This window comes from Klebsiella variicola, from assembly GCF_000828055.2.
Taxonomy (GTDB): domain Bacteria; phylum Pseudomonadota; class Gammaproteobacteria; order Enterobacterales; family Enterobacteriaceae; genus Klebsiella; species Klebsiella variicola.
On record NZ_CP010523.2, the window covers coordinates 72,727 to 92,811 of the forward strand.

At 51.6% G+C, this 20,085-nt stretch carries 14 protein-coding genes, 1 tRNA gene and 4 pseudogenes; 8 read left to right on the forward strand and 11 right to left on the reverse strand.

Going from position 1 to position 20,085, the window contains the following annotated elements:
• Positions 1–16: 16 nt before the first annotated feature.
• On the forward strand, positions 17–970 hold the full coding sequence (locus SP68_RS00350; protein WP_040969851.1) for a GlxA family transcriptional regulator: 954 nt from the start codon (positions 17–19) through the stop codon (positions 968–970).
• Here the strand turns inward: SP68_RS00350 and SP68_RS00355 are convergent.
• Entirely contained in the window at positions 967–2,016 is a 1,050-nt protein-coding gene (locus SP68_RS00355; protein ID WP_022065263.1) for an NAD(P)-dependent alcohol dehydrogenase, read from the reverse strand. The genes SP68_RS00350 and SP68_RS00355 overlap by 4 nt on opposite strands.
• Positions 2,017–2,386: 370 nt before the next feature.
• Here SP68_RS00355 and SP68_RS00360 point away from each other — a divergent pair, with 370 nt between their 5' ends.
• Positions 2,387–3,085, forward strand: a complete 699-nt coding sequence (locus tag SP68_RS00360) for a winged helix-turn-helix transcriptional regulator (protein ID WP_032733951.1) — start codon at positions 2,387–2,389, stop codon at positions 3,083–3,085.
• Positions 3,086–3,136: 51 nt separating this feature from the next.
• Here the strand turns inward: SP68_RS00360 and SP68_RS00365 are convergent, their stop codons facing one another.
• The 3 genes from SP68_RS00365 to SP68_RS00375 all read right to left on the reverse strand — a co-directional run bounded on the left by SP68_RS00365 (position 3,137) and on the right by SP68_RS00375 (position 5,016).
• Positions 3,137–3,427, reverse strand: a complete 291-nt coding sequence (locus tag SP68_RS00365) for a putative quinol monooxygenase (protein WP_040969850.1) — start codon at positions 3,425–3,427, stop codon at positions 3,137–3,139.
• Between the two features lies 1 nt (position 3,428).
• Complete coding sequence (locus SP68_RS00370; protein ID WP_008806800.1) at positions 3,429–4,436, reverse strand: zinc-binding alcohol dehydrogenase family protein; 1,008 nt, start codon at positions 4,434–4,436, stop codon at positions 3,429–3,431.
• Positions 4,437–4,548: 112 nt separating this feature from the next.
• The gene (locus SP68_RS00375; protein ID WP_040969849.1) at positions 4,549–5,016 is read right to left on the reverse strand and encodes a DUF3237 domain-containing protein; all 468 of its coding nucleotides are present in this window, start codon (positions 5,014–5,016) and stop codon (positions 4,549–4,551) included.
• Between the two features lie 735 nt (positions 5,017–5,751).
• Here SP68_RS00375 and SP68_RS00380 point away from each other — a divergent pair.
• Positions 5,752–6,669: a hypothetical protein gene (locus SP68_RS00380; RefSeq protein ID WP_048272124.1), complete on the forward strand. Its 918-nt coding sequence runs from the start codon at positions 5,752–5,754 to the stop codon at positions 6,667–6,669.
• Between the two features lie 91 nt (positions 6,670–6,760).
• Positions 6,761–7,762 carry a hypothetical protein gene (locus SP68_RS00385; RefSeq protein WP_040969848.1) on the forward strand — a complete coding sequence of 334 codons (1,002 nt, stop codon included), beginning with the start codon at positions 6,761–6,763 and terminating at the stop codon, positions 7,760–7,762.
• Positions 7,763–8,140: 378 nt separating this feature from the next.
• Here SP68_RS00385 and SP68_RS00390 read toward each other — a convergent pair.
• From SP68_RS00390 to SP68_RS29180, 3 pseudogenes are all read right to left on the reverse strand, one after another.
• Positions 8,141–9,121: pseudogene (locus tag SP68_RS00390) on the reverse strand (DNA primase family protein); the annotation flags it as partial.
• 18 nt (positions 9,122–9,139) lie between these two features.
• Positions 9,140–9,376, reverse strand: a pseudogene (locus SP68_RS29175) (integrase core domain-containing protein); the annotation flags it as partial.
• Positions 9,377–9,401: 25 nt separating this feature from the next.
• Positions 9,402–9,644, reverse strand: a pseudogene (locus SP68_RS29180) (transposase); the annotation flags it as partial.
• A gap of 636 nt (positions 9,645–10,280) precedes the next feature.
• On the opposite strand from SP68_RS29180, the gene SP68_RS27645 reads away from it, so the two are divergent.
• The gene (locus SP68_RS27645; protein WP_094909493.1) at positions 10,281–10,919 is read left to right on the forward strand and encodes a hypothetical protein; all 639 of its coding nucleotides are present in this window, start codon (positions 10,281–10,283) and stop codon (positions 10,917–10,919) included.
• A 72-nt stretch (positions 10,920–10,991) separates the two neighbouring features.
• On the opposite strand, the gene SP68_RS25810 is transcribed toward SP68_RS27645, so the two are convergent.
• The 3 genes and pseudogenes from SP68_RS25810 to SP68_RS00405 form a co-directional block, all read right to left on the reverse strand.
• Positions 10,992–12,017 carry a ParA family protein gene (locus SP68_RS25810; RefSeq protein WP_071885084.1) on the reverse strand — a complete coding sequence of 342 codons (1,026 nt, stop codon included), beginning with the start codon at positions 12,015–12,017 and terminating at the stop codon, positions 10,992–10,994.
• A gap of 22 nt (positions 12,018–12,039) precedes the next feature.
• Positions 12,040–13,204: pseudogene (locus tag SP68_RS28045) on the reverse strand (tyrosine-type recombinase/integrase).
• Between the two features lie 162 nt (positions 13,205–13,366).
• Positions 13,367–13,461: transfer RNA gene (locus tag SP68_RS00405), tRNA-Sec, on the reverse strand.
• Between the two features lie 292 nt (positions 13,462–13,753).
• On the opposite strand from SP68_RS00405, the gene SP68_RS00410 reads away from it, so the two are divergent.
• From SP68_RS00410 to SP68_RS00420, 3 genes are all read left to right on the forward strand, one after another.
• Entirely contained in the window at positions 13,754–15,148 is a 1,395-nt protein-coding gene (locus SP68_RS00410) for a glycoside-pentoside-hexuronide family transporter (protein ID WP_008806802.1), read from the forward strand.
• 12 nt (positions 15,149–15,160) lie between these two features.
• Entirely contained in the window at positions 15,161–17,479 is a 2,319-nt protein-coding gene (gene yicI / locus SP68_RS00415) for an alpha-xylosidase (RefSeq protein ID WP_032740347.1), read from the forward strand.
• 158 nt (positions 17,480–17,637) lie between these two features.
• Positions 17,638–18,360 carry a MurR/RpiR family transcriptional regulator gene (locus tag SP68_RS00420; RefSeq protein WP_012967042.1) on the forward strand — a complete coding sequence of 241 codons (723 nt, stop codon included), beginning with the start codon at positions 17,638–17,640 and terminating at the stop codon, positions 18,358–18,360.
• A 337-nt stretch (positions 18,361–18,697) separates the two neighbouring features.
• Here the strand turns inward: SP68_RS00420 and SP68_RS00425 are convergent, their stop codons facing one another.
• Complete coding sequence (locus tag SP68_RS00425) at positions 18,698–20,077, reverse strand: family 4 glycosyl hydrolase (protein ID WP_022064767.1); 1,380 nt, start codon at positions 20,075–20,077, stop codon at positions 18,698–18,700.
• Positions 20,078–20,085 lie beyond the last annotated feature (8 nt).

Genomic DNA, 20,085 nt, shown 5'->3' on the forward strand with positions numbered 1-20,085 from the left:
GCAAGGGGAAAGGACGATGAAACTCACCGACGTGGCGATTGTCGCTGTAGAGGGCTTTAGCCCGTTTCACTACGCCGTCCCCTGCATGCTGTTTGGCGATTCGGTCTCTGAAATCAAACGCTTTAATCTGCACATTTGCGCCGAGCGGCCGGGGCTGCTGCGCGCCCGCGATGGTTTTGCGCTGTACGCCACCGGCGATTTCGCCGCGCTGGAACAGGCGGATATCGTGGTGGTGCCTTACTGGGGCGAGGTCGATCGGCGTCCGCCGCAGGCGCTGCTTGATAGCCTGGTGCGGGCGCGGGATAACGGCGCGGAGATTGTCGGCCTGTGTCTCGGCGCGTTTGTCCTCGGCTACGCCGGGCTGCTGGACGGCAGGCGAGCGGCGACCCACTGGGAGTTCGAGCAGGATTTCCAGCGCCGGTTTCCGCAGGTGCAACTGGATATCAATGCCCTGTATGTCGATGACCAGCGAGTGATCACCTCGGCGGGCACCGCAGCGGCGCTGGACTGCTGCCTCTACCTCATCCGCCAGCGTTTCGGCAGCCTCGCGGCCAACCAGATCGCCCGGCGGATGATTGTTTCGCCGCACCGCGAAGGCGGCCAGGCGCAGTTTATCGCCCAGCCGGTGCCGAAAAACACCCGCGATGCGCGGATTAACTGCCTGCTGGATTATCTCCAGCAGCATATTGCCGAGCCGCACAGTCTCGATTCGCTGGCCCGGGTGGTGGCGATGAGCCGCCGTACCCTGACCCGCCACTTCGCCCGGGCGACCGGGATGAGTATTACCGACTGGCTGACCGCGGAACGTCTGCGCCGCAGCCAGACTCTGCTTGAGGCGGGCGATCTGCCGGTCGAGCAGGTGGCGGAGGCGGTGGGTTATCTTTCAGCGGTCACCTGGCGCCAGCAGTTTAAAGCGCGCTTTGGCGTCAGCCCGGCGGAGTGGCGGCGCACCTTTCGCCGCGGCGCTTAGCCGGCGAGGGTCGCACTGTCGATTACGAAGCGGTATTTCACGTCACCCTTGACCATTCTTTCCCAGGCTTCGTTGATCTCATCGCCGCGGATCAGCTCGATATCGGCGACGATGCCGTGTTCGGCGCAGAAGTCGAGCATCTCCTGGGTTTCCGGGATACCGCCGATCATCGAGCCGGCAATTGACCGGCGGCGGAAGATCAGATTGAACACTTCCGGCGACGGATGCGGCGTGGCCGGAGCGCCTACGAGGGTCATGGTGCCATCGCGTTTCAGCAGCGTGGTGAAGGCATCGAGATTGTGCGGCGCCGCCACGGTGTTGAGGATAAAATCGAAGCTTTTGACGTGGGCCGCCATTTCGTCGTCGTTGCGCGACACCACCACGTCATCGGCGCCCAGCGCTCTGGCCGCATTACGCTTGGATTCGGAGGTGGTAAAGGCCACCACGTGGGCCCCCATGGCGTGGGCCAACTTGATCCCCATATGCCCGAGGCCGCCGATGCCGACCACGCCGACTTTTTTACCCGGCCCGACGTGCCAGTGGCGCAGCGGCGAGTATGTCGTGATCCCGGCGCACAGCAGCGGCGCGACGGCGGCCAGCTGCGCTTCGGGATGGGTTATCCGCAGCACGTAGTGTTCTTTGACCACGATCTGCTGGGAATAGCCGCCCAGAGTGTGGCCCGGCGCGTCCTGGGTCGGGCCGTTATAGGTCAGCACCATGTGGTCGCAGTAGTTTTCCAGCCCCTCAGCGCACTCTTCGCACTGTTGGCAGCTATCGACCATGCAGCCGACGCCCACCAGATCGCCGACGGCGTAGCGCGAGACGGCGTTGCCGACCGCGGTCACCCGACCCACAATTTCATGCCCCGGCACGCAGGGATAGAGCGTTCCCGCCCATTCCGAACGCGCCTGGTGGAGATCGGAGTGGCAGACGCCGCAGTAAGCGATGGCGATCTGTACATCCTGTGGCCCCGGCTCGCGGCGGGTGATGGCCATTGATTCCAGCGGCTGGCTGGCGGAGTAGGTACCAATAGCGTTGATCAGCATAGCGAAACCTCTTCTTGATGAATGGACTCAATAGAACGGGAGGGGAAAGCGGGTGGTCAGTGGCATCGATAAGCGTAGCCTGGACTGGCCGAGATGCGAGGGGGAAAGCGGTTGAGAAACCCTCAGGCGCGGCGTTAGCCAGCGCAGTAAATAATAAGGTGGCCTTATCTTTATCGCCGCTAAGCCTTATAGGTATTTACGGCAAATAGTATTATTTATTCCTGTAGAATAAAGATAAATAGTTATTGCAGATAATGATGCTTACACTCTTTTTATCCCCGTAACGTCTTGTCTTTTATTCGTTATTTCACCTGTTGATACTATGATTCTCAACGAATCACTTTTTCAACCTGACCGATGGCATAAAACCATGTCGATACCTGCAGCCAGCCTCTCTACCGACCAGGCGTTACCGTCTTTTTATTACGGAAGACAGACAAAGCCGTTATTCGCGGTGGAATCCCTGTTATCAGCGTTCCTGCCCGCCAGCTCACCCTTTGCGCTGCCGCGATCGACCTATTATCGTTTTCCGCCGACCCAGGCTGAATCCGGATTAATTCTGCTCGAAGAGGGGATTGCCTCGCTATGCCATGCGGAAAACAACATGGTGATATCAACGATATTTTCCCCTTCGCTATTGGGATTAATCGATGGTTACGGCGTCTTTAACGGTATTCCGGAAAAACACCACTGCTCTCTGTTTGCTGAGACAGATTTGCGCGGACACTGGATAGCGCATCAGGCCGCGGTCGAGATCCTCAATGCGCAAAACTTGTGGCAGGAGATGGCCCATGTTCTGGCGCAGCGGCTGATGGTGTTGAGCATGCGTTCGCAGGAGATGATGGGGGTGGATTCTTACCTGATGGTGCGAACCCTGCTAACAGAGCTGGCGGACTATCCGGAGGCATATCGTCGCCAAATCAACGTCCTGAGCTTTATTCAGCGCCGTACCAACTTGTCGCGTAGCCGCATTATGTCGATTCTGTCGGAGCTGCGTAAAGGTGATTATATTACGATCCATCGCGGTGTGCTGAGGACCATTGCTCACCCGCTTCCCGCCCACTTTTAAGCCCGTGCGGCGGAGGGGCGTGATTTTCCCACCCCTCGTGAATCGAACCTGCTAAGGCTCAATCGCCGTCAGGTAGTCCAGCCGCAGCGGCTCAGCCAGCAGGGACTCCATTTGCGTCATAAACGCCTGAAAATAGGGCATCGCGACATGCGCATCGAGGGCGTCCTGTCCCTGCCACGCCTCGCGCATGTAGAAGGTGTCCGGCGCGTCGCGCAGCTGAAACAGGGCGTAGTCGAGATTGCCCGGCACCTGTCTTGTCGGCAGGAGCAGCGCCTGCAGGGCCTGGCGCAGGGCGTCCGTCTGGCCCGGTTTCGCCTTGAGCACGGCGATAAGCGATATCATCTTAAAACCCCTCGAGCACAATCTTGCCGACGGCACGCCCGGTTTCCAGCTGGCGATGCGCTTTCTGCAGATTGGCGGCGGTGATGGCGCCGTAGTGTTCGCCGAGGGTGGTTTTGATCGTGTGGCTGTCGATCAGCGCCGCCACGCGGGTGAGCAACTGATGCTGGGCGATCATATCATCCGTCTCAAACATTGAACGGGTGAACATAAATTCCCAGTGCAGGGACAGGCTTTTCGCTTTCAGCGGCACCACGTCGAGGGTCTCCGGGTCATCAATCAGCGCCAGCTTGCCCTGCGGGGCGAGGGCGTCGATCAGCGCGTTGAAGTGCTGCTCGGTGTTGGTCAGGCTGGCGACATGGGTCACCGCGCTGATGCCAATGCGCGCCAGCTCGTTGGCGAGCGGCTTGCTGTGATCGATCACATGGTGCGCGCCCGCCTCGCGGACCCACTGCTGGCTCTCCGGACGCGAGGCGGTGCCGATCACCGTCATGGCGGTCAGTTTGCTGGCCAACTGGGTCAGGATTGACCCCACGCCGCCCGCCGCGCCGACGATCAGCAGCGTGTCGCCCGCATTGCCGCCTTCCTTAACGCCGAGACGGTGAAACAGCAGCTCCCAGGCGGTGATCGCCGTCAACGGCAGCGCGGCGGCAGCGGCGTTATCGAGGGTGCGCGGTTTGTGCGCCACCAGGCGCTCGTCCACCAGCTGATATTCACTGTTGCTGCCGGCCCGGCCCAGCGCGCCGGCGTACCAGACCTCATCACCCGGGGCGAACAACGTCACCTCCTCACCGACGGACTGCACCACGCCAACGGCGTCCCAGCCCAGCACCCGCGGTGTGTCGCCCTGGAAGCCGGCGCGCACTTTGGTGTCTACCGGATTGACCGAGATGGCTTTCACGGCGACCAGCAGGTCACGCCCGTGGGCGGTGGGGACCGGCAGGTCGATCTCAGTTAAAGAAGGGATGTTGTTGCCGTCAGCGGCGGCTTGAGTAATGGCGATAGCTTTCATAACTGCTCCGGTCTGTGATTCGGGTGAATGAAAAGATGACGCGATAGTAGACCGCTGCCGGGAGGGGAAAAACGGGCTAACGGCAATAACAGTTATATGCAGAAAGTGAAAATCAGCCCACCTGATAGAAATCGAGCATTACCCCATCCTGGGTCCGGCCACCGGCGCAGATAAACAGCGAGGTGGTTAGCCAGCTGAGCGCGGGGGTATCCACCTCAAAGGTGGGCACGGTGCGAAAATAGATGGCTTCTGGCGGAATATCGCTAAAAAAGCGCATATCGTCGGCGAATAGCTGGTCATGATACTGGGCCGGCACCCGGCGGATGCCATTGTTTTCCACATAGACGGTCCCTTCCGCCACCTGCAGGGCATAGCGGGCGGACAGCCTGCAGGTGCCGTTGGGTTCGATTATCTGGCTGTCGACGCCGCCGGGCAGCACGTGGCCGCGAAGCTGACCGCAGACGCTGCCGCCGATAATCGGGATCAGCTGGCGCTTACCGGTCTGCGGGCTGCGGGAGACAATTATCGGTTTATCAACCTGGATGGTAATGGAAAAACAGTGTCTGAGTTCGGGGGTCATTATGGCTCTCCTGTTTCGGTTGGCAACGGCACGCGGCCACCGCGCCAGTGTAACGGGTTTGCGAGAGACAAAATAACGCAGGGTTTGGATGAAAATGATTGGCTGGGATGATGAGTTTGGGGGTGCTCAGGTTGGTATGGCGTGGCTTTGGGGGAGCAGAGGCAAACTGGCGGAAGATCACAGGAGTGGTTTTTGATGTGTAATTTATTGTATTTATTGATCATTATTGATTGGTGATTTATTTTTAATACGTATCTCTATACATATTTGCTTGACTGACAAGCTATCTATAGATAAAGCACCAGTGACCGAACTCATCTAAAAGACTTTTTTTGGAAAAAACTGTTCACACTGTTCACTACGCATTTATGTCTAGTATTCATATGTTTATGTGGTTAATAGTTGGTGAACACTTTACTGTTCACCTTCACAGGCTATAGGTACAAGCGCTATAGTCTGCTGTGAGCGAAAGCGGTAATTATCATATTTATTAGTTTATCTATCTACGACAGATGAGCCTTCGTGATCGAGATGCTAAGTTGCAGAAGATACCATGAGTTTCAACTTGCATTTATCACAAAATATTGGGATAGTTACTTTACTGTTCGAGTGCCAGTTTTGTTTAAAAGTGTTGCTTTCAATAATCTGTTTTCATTATATATTTTCACTTTATCGATAATATATTCTTAAACGATCCTCGACCAAAAGACTAAACATATATCGACAAGGCATATTATGTCAGAAATCATCTCAACCTCTGCGGTTACAGTAGCATTGATATCTACAGGCACCACTATTGCTTTATTTATAGTTAAAGGAATTTGTACACCTTTTTGGAATAAATACTTTCTCAAATACAAGATTAAAGTTGAGCACGACTATGAGCAAAAAAAGAAAATAAAAGAAGCAATTTCTAAGCATAAAATGCCCTTGCTTGACTCTGCTGAATCACTGAACCACAGATTATGGAACTTCTCAGGTAATTGTATAAAAGGGTGGCACAACTTTAGCGATACTGATATTCTAAATGACAAATATTATCTACAATCTTTCTGCTATCGCTTTTTAGCTTTTTATGCATGGTGTATCAAGTTCGAAAGAGAATTAATATATCTTGATGTTACCTTATCAGAAAAAAACGATTTATTTTTTGTTAAGTATATAAAAACGATGCAGAATGTATTCTGTGATGCGTCAATGTTGAACGGCACAGGTTATGACAATGAACAGGCAACTGATCATTTTTTCAAGGATGAACTTATTAGCATGGTTGAGAATATGTATTCTGAGACAGGTGTTATTACCTTTCTGGAATTTAAGGAAAATAAAAACATGAATTATGAAGGGGTTCGCATTTACATTTCTAAAATAATGAATGACAAATCATGTAATAAATGGCAGTTAGTCAACTGCTTTCATTACATCTTAATGGCTTTTTTGTCAAAGTATGGATATGACTATCAAAAAACCGGATTATTCAAACTATTTAAACTACATCGTGCTGAGCCAAAAAATAAACTGATAAATAACTTCAAGTTATTAGTTTCTAATGCAAAATTAAATAAGTGCAATGAGATAAAAAAAACGATAGCCATTCTAGAATGTAAATCCATCAGAGCAAATGTATGTAGCATATTGAAACTAATAAAATAAGAAAGTATTATCGCTCAACTGAGAACGTATGCCCTGTAATTATTGAAGTCAAAGTATGCACCACTGAATTATTCGTAAGGATAATGACTACATGAGCTATCTCATCTATTTAGACCAGAATACATTAAGCAATTTACGCCAACGAAAAATTGACGAAATGAAACTTGATGAGTACATAAAGATAAAAGCCGCTTTAAAATCATCCGAAATTATTACTGTTTATTCTTACGTAACACTTCAAGAAATATCTCAAATAAAAAATGATGAGTATAAAAAAGAACATATTGAACTATTGGCTGAACTCGATGCAGCATACATCGAACCAAAATCTAACCAATTAACCGATATTGTTCCTGAAAAAATCTGGAAATCTTTTTTGCAAATTCAAAAAGAAAATTCCGAGTTGGGTATTGATTCAATAATTACTTCTGCAGAATTATTTTCGAGGAAAATATCAGGAATTAATGTGAGCGAAAGCTTTGATGATATAAATAATCAAGTCAATGAAAGCTTAAATAATATGTTTGAGTGTGCCGGGAAACAATTAGACTCTATTGATGTGTTGACTTTGCCAAATGAACTACAACAAACAATTATTGATTTGCATAGTAATTTCAAGAAGTTACTAGCAAACTCTTTACAGATTACACCCCCACTTGTTGCTTGTAATCAGCAGTTAGGTCCGATCCCTTTCCGCCAACTGCCCAAGATCAAAAGCTTAGATATTCTAAATGCAGATGTAAAAGATGTTGTTAATCTTATAGAGACTGCATTCCAAACTGAAAATAGCACCTTTAATCTAAATGATTATTTTGAGAAAACGCCACAGTCTGATAGTGCACGTGCTTATTGTTTAATGAATTGGGCCGGATATTACTCTGATGATTTTACTAAGGTCACAGAGAAAAAGGACCGTTTTAAATCTTCGCATAACGACATGCAACATGTCGTTGCAGCCATTGGAGCAAACTTCTTAATTTCAGACGACGCAAGATTTTGCAGAAAAGCACAAGCATGTTATGCGTACATTGGAATATCTACAATAGTGTGTAGCGCAAAATATTTCATTGAAAATTATTGCAGATTTGATTGACGTTAGGTCATAAAAACACGTTCTACTATTACGTTGTCAGACTGAAGCAACTGCAACTTAGAGTGAGAACAGTCAAGAACCCTCGTTGGTGGTAATCGCGGACCGGCAACTTTTGACAACCCACTCTCATTATAAACTGACTGATCTGTTCTTGGTCGATTAACACATTGTGATGTCAGCAAGGTTCGCTCCTGGTACTGAACGGTCTGATAACTTTTGAGGGTAAAAAGTTTTTCCTGGGAAAACTGTTTGCTCGGTATTTTTATTGTTTATTTTCATGATGTTATGTGGTTAATACTCGGTGAACAGTGAACACTTTACTGTTCACTCTGCCCGGTGTGCAGGTAAAAAAAGACCGGCAATGCCGGTCCGGGTAGGTTATGTTGCGGTGGGTTCATCGCACTTCGGCAGCCAGTCGGCGTTTCTTTCCTCCCTGAGGGCGAGATTGGTTTGCATACCCTGATTTGTGCGGCGTTTCTCATAATTCAGACCGTACTCTTTCAGCATGGCTGAGAGCCCCTTGCCGAACATGGTCAGGCTGAGCGCATTCCTGTAGCCGTGGGCCTCCATATACACCAGATAGGCGTGATACAGATACAGACGCGGCTGGCGCGGGATAATGTTCGCGTTCCCCATATACATCCCGTCGGGCTCCGGCAGTGCCTCCAGATAGCCGCAACAATCAAATGTCGGGTCAGCGTCGCGCTTGATGCTCAGCGCCTCGTCGGAGTTCTGCTGCGACTGGAGCAGGGCGCGGGCACTCATCGGGTTGCTGAACTGCTGCATTAACTGGCGCACAATCACGGCCAGCTCGCGGGCGATTTTATCCCTGAGCTGCGGGTCGCGCTCCTCCGGGGCTATCTGCTCCGGGAAGTGGATGATTACCCGTCGGCGTGACACGCCGCCGCTGCGGTCGGTGAAGCGCATCGGGTTATTGTTGACCGCCAGAATCACCGCCGGAATATGCGTCGAGTAGGGATTCTGGTATTTCGGGTCAACGGAGACCGCATCGCCACCGGTGATGGCCTTGAGTCCGGCACCGTCACCGCTCCATTTCTCCTGGTCAGGCAGACGAATAAGCGAGAAGCCAATCAGGGAGGCACGCTTGCGGGGGTCTTCCAGCGTGTCGATATCGGCTGACGTCGCGTTATCCTCTCCGGCCAGCATCGTGGCAATTTCGGCGAGAATACTTTTCCCGCTGCCGCCCGGCCCGGTCACTTCGAGAAAGAGCTGCCTGTCGTAGCGGTTCGCCAGCACCATAAACAGCGCGGCCAGGATCACGTCGCGTTTTGTCGGGTTGCCACTGGCCGCCCGGTCGAGTCAGCGCCAGAAGTTAGGCGCATGGGTTTCCAGCGTTTCCCTGTAAGCACACCCGTTTTAGTTCCACGCATTTTTTGAGATTTCCGGGGTTTCAGCCATCAGTCGGTACTCTTCCGGTGTCAGGTTATTCAGGGATTCGTGGGGGCGCTCGCCGTTATATTCAGCCAGCCAGCGCTCTGTAATTTCCCGTGCTTCATTCAGTGTTCTGAACAGATAAAAATCCAGTATTTCTGTTCTGTATGTCCGGTTGAACCGTTCGATAAAGGCATTCTGCGTTGGCTTGCCGGGCCTGATAAACTCCAGCATCACACCATGCTCTTTTCAATGCGCGGCACTCGAGACTCAGGTCCGCAAACATCTGTTTCAATCGGCGGTTTTCATCTTCGAGGTCCTTCATCTTTTTGATATCAGAGGCATCCATACCGCCGAACTTCGCTTTCCAGTTGTAGTACGAGGCCTCAGAAATCCCGGCTTCGCGGCACACATCTTTGACGGTGCGTCCGGCTTCGACGGACTTCAGAACGGCAATGATCTGGTGTTCGGTGAATCGGGCTTTGCGCATGGCGATCTCCTCCAGGAGCATAATCAGTTATGCAGGAAGATCTCTAAATGTGAATGGTCCGCTTTACCGGGATGCTTACAAAAGCACTGCGCGCCAGCGGTAAAGTATTTATTTAATGATATTTAATTTGACTGCCTGAGCGCGTCGCTGCGCTGCGCGGGTTCGCGGGAGTGTCGGTGGATGGTGCGTTGCTGTTCGAGGGCGTGGCGAGCCTCTGAGGCTGTCAGGTGAGGGATAAGAAAGCACAACACAGCGGATGAGGGAAATCAGTTATTTCGACGTTGATATTGTTGCCTCTTAAAGCACTTATCTCCTGTCCATGCATTCATCTGATGCATTCAGGCCTGTTGCAGCTTGAGCCACGCCATGCGCTTACATGAAAACAGACTCACGAAGCGTGCAGACGAGGAGGGAAAAACATTGCGTGCTGGTCATACATCTACTAACTTTGGGTTAAATTAAGTCACAGGGTCAATGAAAGCATTGTGAGACACAGATACACTATGATTACTGCAATTGTGAGTTAATCAATCGGGATTAGCATTATTTTTTTTTGTGTAATATAAAATCTCGGTAAATTTACTCTGAAAGTACGTGAAGAAAATAATTATAACTCTATTCTTAGGAGGGCATATTGTGTTGATTCCTGATGATTTGGACGAGGACGTTTATCCAGATTGTTGCTGGAGCTATATAGGTAAAAAGGATTATTTGAAACCTAATACATACTTACAAGATGCGATTGATGATTTGAATTCAGGAAGTGAGCGCCGAAATCTGAATAATGCCGTGCGAAATGCAAAATCGGCATTGCATATGAGAGTGGATATTCTTTGTCGAGCTTTTTGTGGTGATGACTACTTCCAGAAAAATCTAAAGAACTTTCCAAAAAAGATGGATTTCCTAGAAGGAATTGGAATAGTCAGACCTAGAATAATAGATAAAATAAATAAAATAAGAAATGAAATTGAGCACGAGTATCGAGATGCAACTCTTGAGGAAGCAGAAGATTTCATAGATATAGTTTTATTGTTTATGGAGGCAACTAGATATCTAAATTCAAGGTTTCCATGTGAAGCTGACTTCTATGTTTTGGCAGTTTCTAATGAAGTTTATTTAAGGAAGATAGTATGTAATTGGGAAGGTGGGGAATTAATCTTTTACTATTCAAAGCAAGAGTCACACCGACTTGATAACGTGGAAACTTACTCAATAAAAGTAGGTGATTATAGATATGCTCTGTGGGTAAAATTCATTCTAGATCATTGCGATTGATATGCTATTTATCCAAATTCACTAAATGAAATATTTTAGACCGAGCTAAAAGTAGCCTCGGTCTAAGTATTGTCAATTTGCCAACGTAGCAACTGAGCGAGCTAACTCGCTAAAATTATTTTTGAACTCTTCTCTGTTTTCTTTCATTGTATCCAGTATTACTCCATTTTGCTCTATTTGCGCATCTGATAGGGCAAATACCGGGGTGCTATGTTTTTGAGATTGAGCAATTAGTGAGTTAAAATCTGAAATATTCGCCAAATTAAAAGGCTCTTTTGTCGGACAGGCATTTTCAAAATCAGCAACTGAAATTGACATGTTGATAGGATTTAAAGCTGGTATTAATGTATTAGTGACTTCATCTTTGATGATATCAATCCATCTTTGAAAAGATTTTACTGGTAAATTGTTCCTTGGACGATACTTCTGAGATATAAACCCGATGAATTTCGGAGGTTCAATAGGGAATGGATATAGTATTTTGCTATCTCTAAAACTATTTATCTCGCTGTTCCATCTGGGAAGAACTTGCGCGAGTGACTTTATTGCCTGAGCACAGAAGAAATCTGGAGATGTAGGAACTATAAAATAGTCACTGCACATTAAGAGACATTCATTCAATGCACCAACGCTGGGGCTCATGTCAACAAGGACATAATCAAATTCATGTTTCCGTGCTGTCTCACGCAAAAAAGCCCCTATACTGCCGGGGATATTTCTAATTGCGGGGATAGCAGCGCTGGTTGTTAGCGCAACTCCAATCTGCGTTTCAATTTCTGATAAATAGATGCTACCACACAATAAACTTAAATTTGGATTTGTTGTGTCTAATGGGTCGGATGGTATAACTTTTCCTAAAGAACCATCTACAACAGGTTTGATGCAACTATAAATATCACAGTTCGGATTGTTTTTATAGATTTTATCAAAGTCATCAGTGGTCGAATAGCCCAACGCTAAGGCTGTCAAATTACATTGTGGATCAGCATCAACTATTAAAACTTTATAGCCGAGATTAGCTAGCATCCACCCCATGTTAAAAGTCGTAGTTGTCTTGCTAACACCACCTTTATGATTAAATAAAGATATTATTTTCATTCTAATTCCTTAATGGAAATTATTACTTTAAAAGATAGCTGCTATACCACTGAAGCATTTCCCTTCTTCTTTCAAGGTATTGAGCATGGTTATATGTTCCTCGAATACTATTTTTATCCACATGCGCGAGTTGCATTTCAATCCATGCACTATCAAATCCCTGTTCATGTAGTATAGTCGACATTGTGTGTCTAAATCCGTGACCTGTTGCACGTCCTTTATAACCAAGTCGCTCAATGACTTGTGTCACACTTTCTTTGCAAATTGGCTTACTGCGGTTATTCCTGCCGATAAAAATGTAAGTATAATTACTGGTAATAGGCTTTAGCTGCTTAAAGAGTTCAATCACTTGAGTAGATAAAGGGACAATGTGAGGCCTACGCATTTTCATCCGTTCTGCTGGCATTTCCCAAATTGCCTTTTCTAAATCAATTTCATCCCACGTAGCAAAGCGCATTTCCTGCGTTCTTACACCAGTAAGCATAACTATTTTAGTGGCATTTTTGGTGATGATGCTGCCGGTATAGGCTTCAAGATCTCTGATAAAATGAGGTAATTCTTCGGCAGATAAAAAAGATGGTGCTTTTGCTTCGGCACGGCCAATGCGATAGCTAAATCAGGGGCAGGGTTGTATTCAGCTCGGCCAGTTATGATCGCGTAGCGAAAAACCTCTCCGCACCGCTGGCGTACCTTGCGTGTTTTCTCCAGTGCTCCACGTTTCTCTATTCGTCGCAGCACTTCAAGCAATTCTAAAGGTTTGATCTCACCGATAGGACGTTTGCCGATGAACGGGAAAACATCTTGTTCGAAGGTCTTAATGATTTCGTCTCGGTATGCCACTGTCCAGCGGTCGGCTTTGTTTGCATGCCATTCGCGGCTTATGGCTTCGAATGAGTTTTCTGTTGAAAGCTGCTGTGCCAGTTTTTCGCTTTCCGTTCCTCAACCGGATCAATGCCATTAGCAACTTGCTTGCGGGCGACCTCGCGCTTTTCACGAGCTTCAGCGAGGCTTATCAAGTCGTAGCTGCCAAATGACATTAACCGCGCTTTTCCAGCAAGGCGAAAACGGAACCGCCAGCCCTTCGAATCATCGGGATTGATAAGCAATGACATGCCTTGTCCATCGTTCATTGTGTAGGGTTTGTCTTGAGGCTTTGCTCGTTTGATTTGTATGTCTGTCAGTGCAATGTGTATAAGTCAAAAATGTGTATAAAAAATCTATACGCATCACAATACATATTTATCTTGGATTCAGTGAGAACTTGGCGGATGGTTACGGATGAGTTATTTACTTTGTATATTGAAAATAAATGGATTTTTATGCGTTCTTGGATAGCGGCGGAGCAATTTTGGCGGAAGATCACAGGAGTTGAACCTGCCCGGGACCGCTGGCGGCCCCAACTGGATTTGAAGTCCAGCCACCTCACCGGAGATGACGATCTTCCGCGCCTCGATTGCTACATGGAGGCGGGGCGCATTATAGCTACTTTCAGCCGTTTACCACATACCTAAACGCACTTTTTTACTGTTAAAACTGGACTTTACAGAACAGTCCTGGACAAATCCTCACAAAATCCGTGAGTTACACTTTTTCACTCCCTGATTCCCTACCACGATCACAGAAAACAAGAAACGTAATCTGATAACGAGATATCGCAATTCATCTTACTGCGGCAAAGGTTTACAAAAATCGTAACCGGTACCAATCCGCGGTGCCGCTAAGGGAATAGTGCGCATATGAAAGATCATATTTTGTCCGTCAAAGAGAAAATTGGCTACGGCATGGGTGACGCCGCCAGCCACATCATTTTTGATAACGTCATGTTATACATGATGTTTTTCTACACTGATATTTTTGGTATCCCCGCCGGCTTTGTAGGCACCATGTTCCTGCTGGCGCGCGCGCTGGACGCGATTTCTGACCCGTGCATGGGCCTGCTTGCCGACCGTACCCGCAGCCGCTGGGGTAAGTTCCGCCCATGGATCCTCTTCGGCGCCATCCCGTTCGGCCTCGTCTGCGTGCTGGCCTACAGCTCGCCGGATTTAAGCCACAACGGCAAGCTGATCTACGCCGCCGTGACCTACACGCTGCTGACCCTGCTCTACACCGTGGTGAATATCCCCTACTGCGCGCTGGGCGGCGTGATCACCGACAACCCGACGCAGCGCATCTCGCTGCAGTCCTGGCGCTTCGTGCTGGCGACGGCGGGGGGCATGCTCTCCACCGTGCTGATGATGCCGCTGGTCAACTTTATCGGCGGCGAAGACAAAGCGCTCGGCTTCCAGGGCGGCATCGCGGTGCTGTCGGTGGTCGCCTTCCTGATGCTGGCCTTCTGTTTTTTCACCACCAAAGAGCGTGTCGAAGCGCCGCCGAGCAGCACTTCGATGCGTGAAGACTTGCGCGATATCTGGCGCAACGACCAGTGGCGGGTGGTTGGCGTGCTCACCATCCTCAATATCCTCGCGGTCTGCGTTCGCGGCGGCGCGATGATGTACTACACCACCTGGATCATGGGCTCGGCGGCGCTGTTCACCGTCTTCCTCACCACCTACTGCGTCGGCAACCTGATTGGCTCGGCGCTGGCGAAACCGCTGACCGACTGGAAATGCAAAGTCAGCGTCTTCTGGTGGACCAACGCCCTCCTGGCGGTGCTCAGCGTGGCGATGTTCTTCGTACCGATGGACGCCGAAATCACCATGTTCGTCTTTATCTTCATCATTGGCGTACTGCACCAGCTGGTGACGCCAATCCAGTGGGTGATGATGTCCGACACCGTCGACTACGGCGAATGGTGTAACGGCAAACGCCTGACCGGCATCAGCTTCGCCGGCACCCTGTTTGTGCTCAAGTTAGGGCTGGCGCTGGGCGGCGCGCTGATCGGCTGGATGCTGGCCGGCGGCGGCTATGACGCCGCCGCTAAAACCCAGAACAGCGCCACCCTCACCATCATTATCGCCTTGTTCACCCTCGTTCCGGCGGTGTGCTACCTGCTGAGCGCGGTGATCGCCAAACGCTACTACACGCTGAAAACGCCGTTCCTGAAAAAAATGATGGCCGAGCTGGCCGAGGGCGCGCGTCGCAACGAACAAGATTTCACCGCAGCCCCGATCGATAAAGAATGGCAAAACTAAGAGGACGTTTTAATGAAAATCAGTGATGGAAACTGGCTCATTCAACCAGGGCTCAACCTGATCCAACCCGTACAGGTTTACGAGGTGGAACAGCAGGGGAATGAAATGGTGGTCTATGCCGCGCCGCGCGATGTTCGCGAACGTGCCTGGCAGCTGGATACGCCATTGTTCACCCTGCGCTTTTTCTCGCCTCAGGAAGGGATAATCGGCGTGCGCATGGCGCACTTCCAGGGCGCGCTGGATAACGGCCCGCACTATCCGCTGAACGTGCAGAAAGACGTCCATGTCGAAATAGAAAATACGGCCGGGTTCGCCGAGCTGAAAAGCGGCAACCTCAGCGTGCGCGTCACTAAAGGTGAATTCTGGGCGCTGGATTTTCTGCGCGACGGCGTGCGCATCACCGGTAGCCAGTTGAAAAACAACGGCTACGTGCAGGATAGTAAGACCCAGCGCAACTACATGTTTGAGCGCCTCGACCTCGGCGTCGGCGAAACCGTCTACGGCCTCGGCGAGCGCTTTACCGCGCTGGTGCGCAACGGCCAGACGGTAGAAACCTGGAACGAAGACGGCGGTACCAGCACCGAGCAATCCTACAAAAATATCCCCTTCTATCTGACCAACCACGGCTACGGCGTGCTGGTCAACCATCCGCAGCGCGTCTCCTTCGAGGTGGGCTCGGAGAAGGTCTCTAAAGTCCAGTTCAGCGTTGAAGGCGAATACCTTGAGTACTTCGTGATCGACGGCCCGACGCCGAAAGCGGTGCTTAACCGCTATACGCAGTTCACCGGCCGCCCGGCGCTGCCGCCGGCATGGTCGTTCGGTCTGTGGCTGACGACCTCGTTCACCACCAACTATGACGAAGCGACGGTAAATAGCTTTATCGACGGCATGGCTGAGCGCCATCTGCCGCTGCACGTCTTCCACTTCGACTGCTTCTGGATGAAGGCCTTCCAGTGGTGCGATTTTGAATGGGATCCGCTAACTTTCCCGGACCCGGAAGGGATGATCAAACGCCTGAAGGCGAAAGGGCTGAAGGTCTGCGTGTGGATCAACCCGTACATCGGCCAGCGCTCGCCGGTGTTCAAGGAGCTGAAAGAGAAGGGCTACCTGCTGAAGCGCCCGGACGGTTCGCTGTGGCAGTGGGATAAGTGGCAGCCGGGGCTGGCGATTTATGACTTCACCAACCCGGAAGCCTGCCAGTGGTACGCCGACAAGTTAAAAGGCCTGGTGGCGATGGGGGTCGATTGCTTCAAGACCGACTTCGGCGAGCGTATCCCGACCGACGTCCAGTGGTTTGACGGTTCCGATCCGCAGAAAATGCACAACCACTACGCATTCATCTATAACGAGCTGGTGTGGAAGGTGCTGAAAGAGACCGTCGGCGAGCAGGAGGCGGTGCTGTTCGCCCGCTCCGCCTCGGTGGGCGCGCAGCAGTTCCCGGTGCACTGGGGCGGCGACTGCTACGCCAACTACGAATCGATGGCGGAAAGCCTGCGCGGCGGGCTGTCGATCGGCATGTCCGGCTTCGGTTTCTGGAGTCACGATATCGGCGGTTTCGAAAACACCGCGCCGGCCCACGTCTACAAGCGCTGGTGCGCCTTCGGCCTGCTCTCCAGCCACAGCCGGCTGCACGGCAGCAAATCCTATCGGGTGCCATGGGCTTACGACGAAGAGTCCTGCGACGTGGTGCGCCACTTCACGCAGCTGAAATGCCGCATGATGCCGTATCTCTATCGCCAGGCGGCGCTGGCCAACGAGTTCGGCACGCCGATGTTGCGTGCGATGATGCTCGAGTTTCAGGACGATCCGGCCTGCGACTATCTTGACCGCCAGTATATGCTCGGTGATTCGGTCCTGGTGGCGCCGGTGTTCTCCGAAGCGGGCGAGGTGCAATTTTATCTGCCGGATGGGCGCTGGACGCACCTGTGGCATAACGATGAATTACCGGGTAGCCGCTGGCATAAGCAGCATCACGATGCGCTGAGCCTGCCGGTCTACGTTCGTGACAACACCCTGCTGGCGCTGGGCAACAATGACCAGAAACCCGATTATGCCTGGCATGAGGGCACCGCCTTCCAGCTGTTCCACCTCGAGGATGGACGCGAGGCACGTTGTGACGTTCCGGCGGCAGACGGCTCGACGATTTTCACCCTGAAGGCCAGGCGCCAGGGCAACACCATCGCCGTGAGCGGCGAAGGCGAGGCCCGCGGCTGGACGTTGTGCCTGCGCAATATCCCGCAGGTCGCGGGCGTGCAGGGCGGGACTCAGGCCGGCAGCGAATGGGGTATGGTAGTGAGCGCCGAGGGCAATACGCTGACGATTACCCTGTAAAACACCATCTTAACGGCTGCAACCCTCTCCGCCAGCGGCGAGGGTTTTTTTATTTCATTTTTGTACAAAAAGTAACGTTCATTTCATAGTGGTGACTCAGGCCGCAGACGCTGTCGCCGAACGGTGTTAGCGTATTCTGCCGTTGAGAGGAGCCCGCCATGGACTTAGAAAATATCTTTCGTGACGTGAAGCTAAGCAAAACGGAAATGACCGTGCTGCGCTTTATTCAGAACGACCCGGAGCAGTGTATCCGCCAGGGAGTCCGCGCTGTGGCCGAACAGTGCTACAGCAACCCCTCTTCGCTGGTCCGGCTGGCGAAGAAACTGAAGTTCAGCGGCTGGCTGGAGCTGGTCTATTTCATCAAGTTCAATATCACCATGCCGAAGCTCGATGTCACCAACGATATCGACTACATGAGCGTTCAGCCGGAAGAAGCGCTGACGCCGCTGCTGGCAAGCCTTAAACAGCAGCGCATCCTGATCCACGGCAGCGGCTTTTCGCAGCTAATCGCCCAGTATATTTACAACAAGTTCCTCGTCACCGGCGTGAATGCCAGCCTGGCGCTGTGGCCCGATTATGAAATCCTCGAACAGAAAAACGCCGCCCGCTTCGACTCCATCTGGATCGTTTCTAAATCCGGGCGCAGCAGCTCGGCGCTTAACTGGGTGAAGGCCCTGGAGGGGAAGGAGATTAATCTGGTCTGCTTTACCGGCGACTATCAAAGCCCGCTGGCGCAGGCTGCGGATACGGCGTTTATTATTCACGACCCGCAGAAGTTCGACGATGATATTTACTGGAGCAACCCGTTTTTCGGCTACTGCATCTTAGGCTTTGAGCGACTGTTGAAGATGTGGTTTACCAGCCTACGTAGTAATAGTTAGCCCCCGCTAAGCGCGACGCGAGCGGGGGGAGTTCCCGGATGGCGGCTGGCGCCTTATCCGGGCTACCGGGTGATGCGGCTATTTTGCCGGGAGGCGGCTTACGCCTGACCCGGCCTACATCAAACACAAACCGCTCCGTTCGTAGCCCCGCTAAGCGCGGTGCGGGCGGGGGGAGTTCCCGAATGGCGGCTGGCGCCTTATCCGGGCTACCGGGTGATGCGGCTATTTTGCCGGGAGGCGGCTTACGCCTGACCCGGCCTACATCAAATACAAACCGCTCCGTTCGTAGCCCCGCTAAGCGCAGCGCGAGCGGGGGGAATCCCATCGGCAATGCGGGTTACTGCCAGGCGGCGAATTGCTCATCGTCGAGATAGGCTTCGACCAGGGTTTTCGCCAGCGAATAGGAACCGATCAGCGGGTGCGCCATCAGCGCCCGCACCGCCAGCGATTTATCCTGCTGCAGGATTGCCGCCACCGCCAGCCGCTCATACTCCTTCACGCAGGAAATCAAATTCTTCTGCGCCGTCGGCACCTTCACCGGCGTCACCGGCTTGAGGCCATCCCGGCTCAGGTCGCAGCTGATCTCGATCACGTCGTCAGGGCGCAAAAAGTCGAGCGTGTCGTGATTCTGGATCGATACCACGATACGCTTGGTGGTGGTGCTGTTCACCGCTTCCAGGATATCCAGCGCCACCCCGGCATAGCCGCCGGTGTCCGGCTCTTCGATAAACTGGCGCAGCGTCAGCGGTTCGCGGGTGTGGAATTTTTCCTGCTGCGACTCATTCTGCATATAGCTGTTTTCCCGGCGCAGGTAATGCTGCATCCAGATGGTGAAAGCGGCTTCCGGTTGCGTTCTGGCATCCACAGTGCGCAGCGCTTCGCGCATCTCCTGATTGATACGGGCGATCTGCTCTCCGCGCGTCTCGCCGGCTTCCTGAATCGCCTTCAGCGCCACCTCTCGATAGTAGTAATAATAGAGATATTCATTGAGGAGCTGATTATCGCAAAGCCGCACCAGCTCCGGGGAGAAGTACTGCATCGCCGTCTTCTGGTACAGTTCCGGGCTGGCGATCAGCCGTTCGGTTACCTCTTCCCCGCGTACGGTGAAGTGGGTAAACCATGAGAAATGGTTCAGCCCATAGCATTCCACGCTGAGGTCGCGTTCTTCACAACCAAGGATCGCCGGCAGTTCACGAATCAGCTCGGAGGGAGCATCGCAGATCCCATAGACCCGGCGCTTAAAACCGGACTTGACGATCGCTTCCGTCACCAGGCCTGACGGGTTGGTAAAGTTAAACAGAATGGCGTCTTCGGCGGCATGTTCTTCGATCAGCCGGCAATAGCGAAGGATCGCCGGGATCGAACGCATGGCCATCGCGAAACCGCCGGCGCCGGTGGTCTCCTGGCCGAGGGTGTTATGCTGTAGCGCAATGCGTTCGTCGCGAATGCGGCTTTCGTCACCGCCAACCCGTAGGGTGGTAATGATATAGTTGGCATCCTGCAGCGCCGTGACCGGGTCGGTAGTGGTACTAAACTGAATATCCGGGCGAATAGTATTAAATACATAGCGGGCAATTTCACCAAATACCGCCAGATTATCAGCAGAGTTATCGAGAAAAACCACTTCTGTTAAACCAATGCGGTGAGCGTTATAGGCCAGAGATTTCGCTAAAAATGCAGAGCGAACGCCGCCCCCGCCTAATACGGTTAATTTCATACAAACTC

What these genes read in the sequence shown, in the direction of transcription:
- SP68_RS00380 (WP_048272124.1), top strand. Translation starts at nt 5,752, where the DNA reads ATGTCAGAAATCATCTCAACCTCTGCGGTTACAGTAGCATTGATATCT.
- SP68_RS00375 (WP_040969849.1), bottom strand. Translation starts at nt 5,016, where the DNA reads ATGACCCCCGAACTCAGACACTGTTTTTCCATTACCATCCAGGTTGAT.
- SP68_RS00410 (WP_008806802.1), top strand. Translation starts at nt 13,754, where the DNA reads ATGAAAGATCATATTTTGTCCGTCAAAGAGAAAATTGGCTACGGCATG.
- SP68_RS00350 (WP_040969851.1), top strand. Translation starts at nt 17, where the DNA reads ATGAAACTCACCGACGTGGCGATTGTCGCTGTAGAGGGCTTTAGCCCG.
- SP68_RS00370 (WP_008806800.1), bottom strand. Translation starts at nt 4,436, where the DNA reads ATGAAAGCTATCGCCATTACTCAAGCCGCCGCTGACGGCAACAACATC.
- SP68_RS00365 (WP_040969850.1), bottom strand. Translation starts at nt 3,427, where the DNA reads ATGATATCGCTTATCGCCGTGCTCAAGGCGAAACCGGGCCAGACGGAC.
- SP68_RS00420 (WP_012967042.1), top strand. Translation starts at nt 17,638, where the DNA reads ATGGACTTAGAAAATATCTTTCGTGACGTGAAGCTAAGCAAAACGGAA.
- SP68_RS25810 (WP_071885084.1), bottom strand. Translation starts at nt 12,017, where the DNA reads ATGAAAATAATATCTTTATTTAATCATAAAGGTGGTGTTAGCAAGACA.
- SP68_RS00385 (WP_040969848.1), top strand. Translation starts at nt 6,761, where the DNA reads ATGAGCTATCTCATCTATTTAGACCAGAATACATTAAGCAATTTACGC.
- SP68_RS00425 (WP_022064767.1), bottom strand. Translation starts at nt 20,077, where the DNA reads ATGAAATTAACCGTATTAGGCGGGGGCGGCGTTCGCTCTGCATTTTTA.
- yicI (WP_032740347.1), top strand. Translation starts at nt 15,161, where the DNA reads ATGAAAATCAGTGATGGAAACTGGCTCATTCAACCAGGGCTCAACCTG.
- SP68_RS00355 (WP_022065263.1), bottom strand. Translation starts at nt 2,016, where the DNA reads ATGCTGATCAACGCTATTGGTACCTACTCCGCCAGCCAGCCGCTGGAA.
- SP68_RS00360 (WP_032733951.1), top strand. Translation starts at nt 2,387, where the DNA reads ATGTCGATACCTGCAGCCAGCCTCTCTACCGACCAGGCGTTACCGTCT.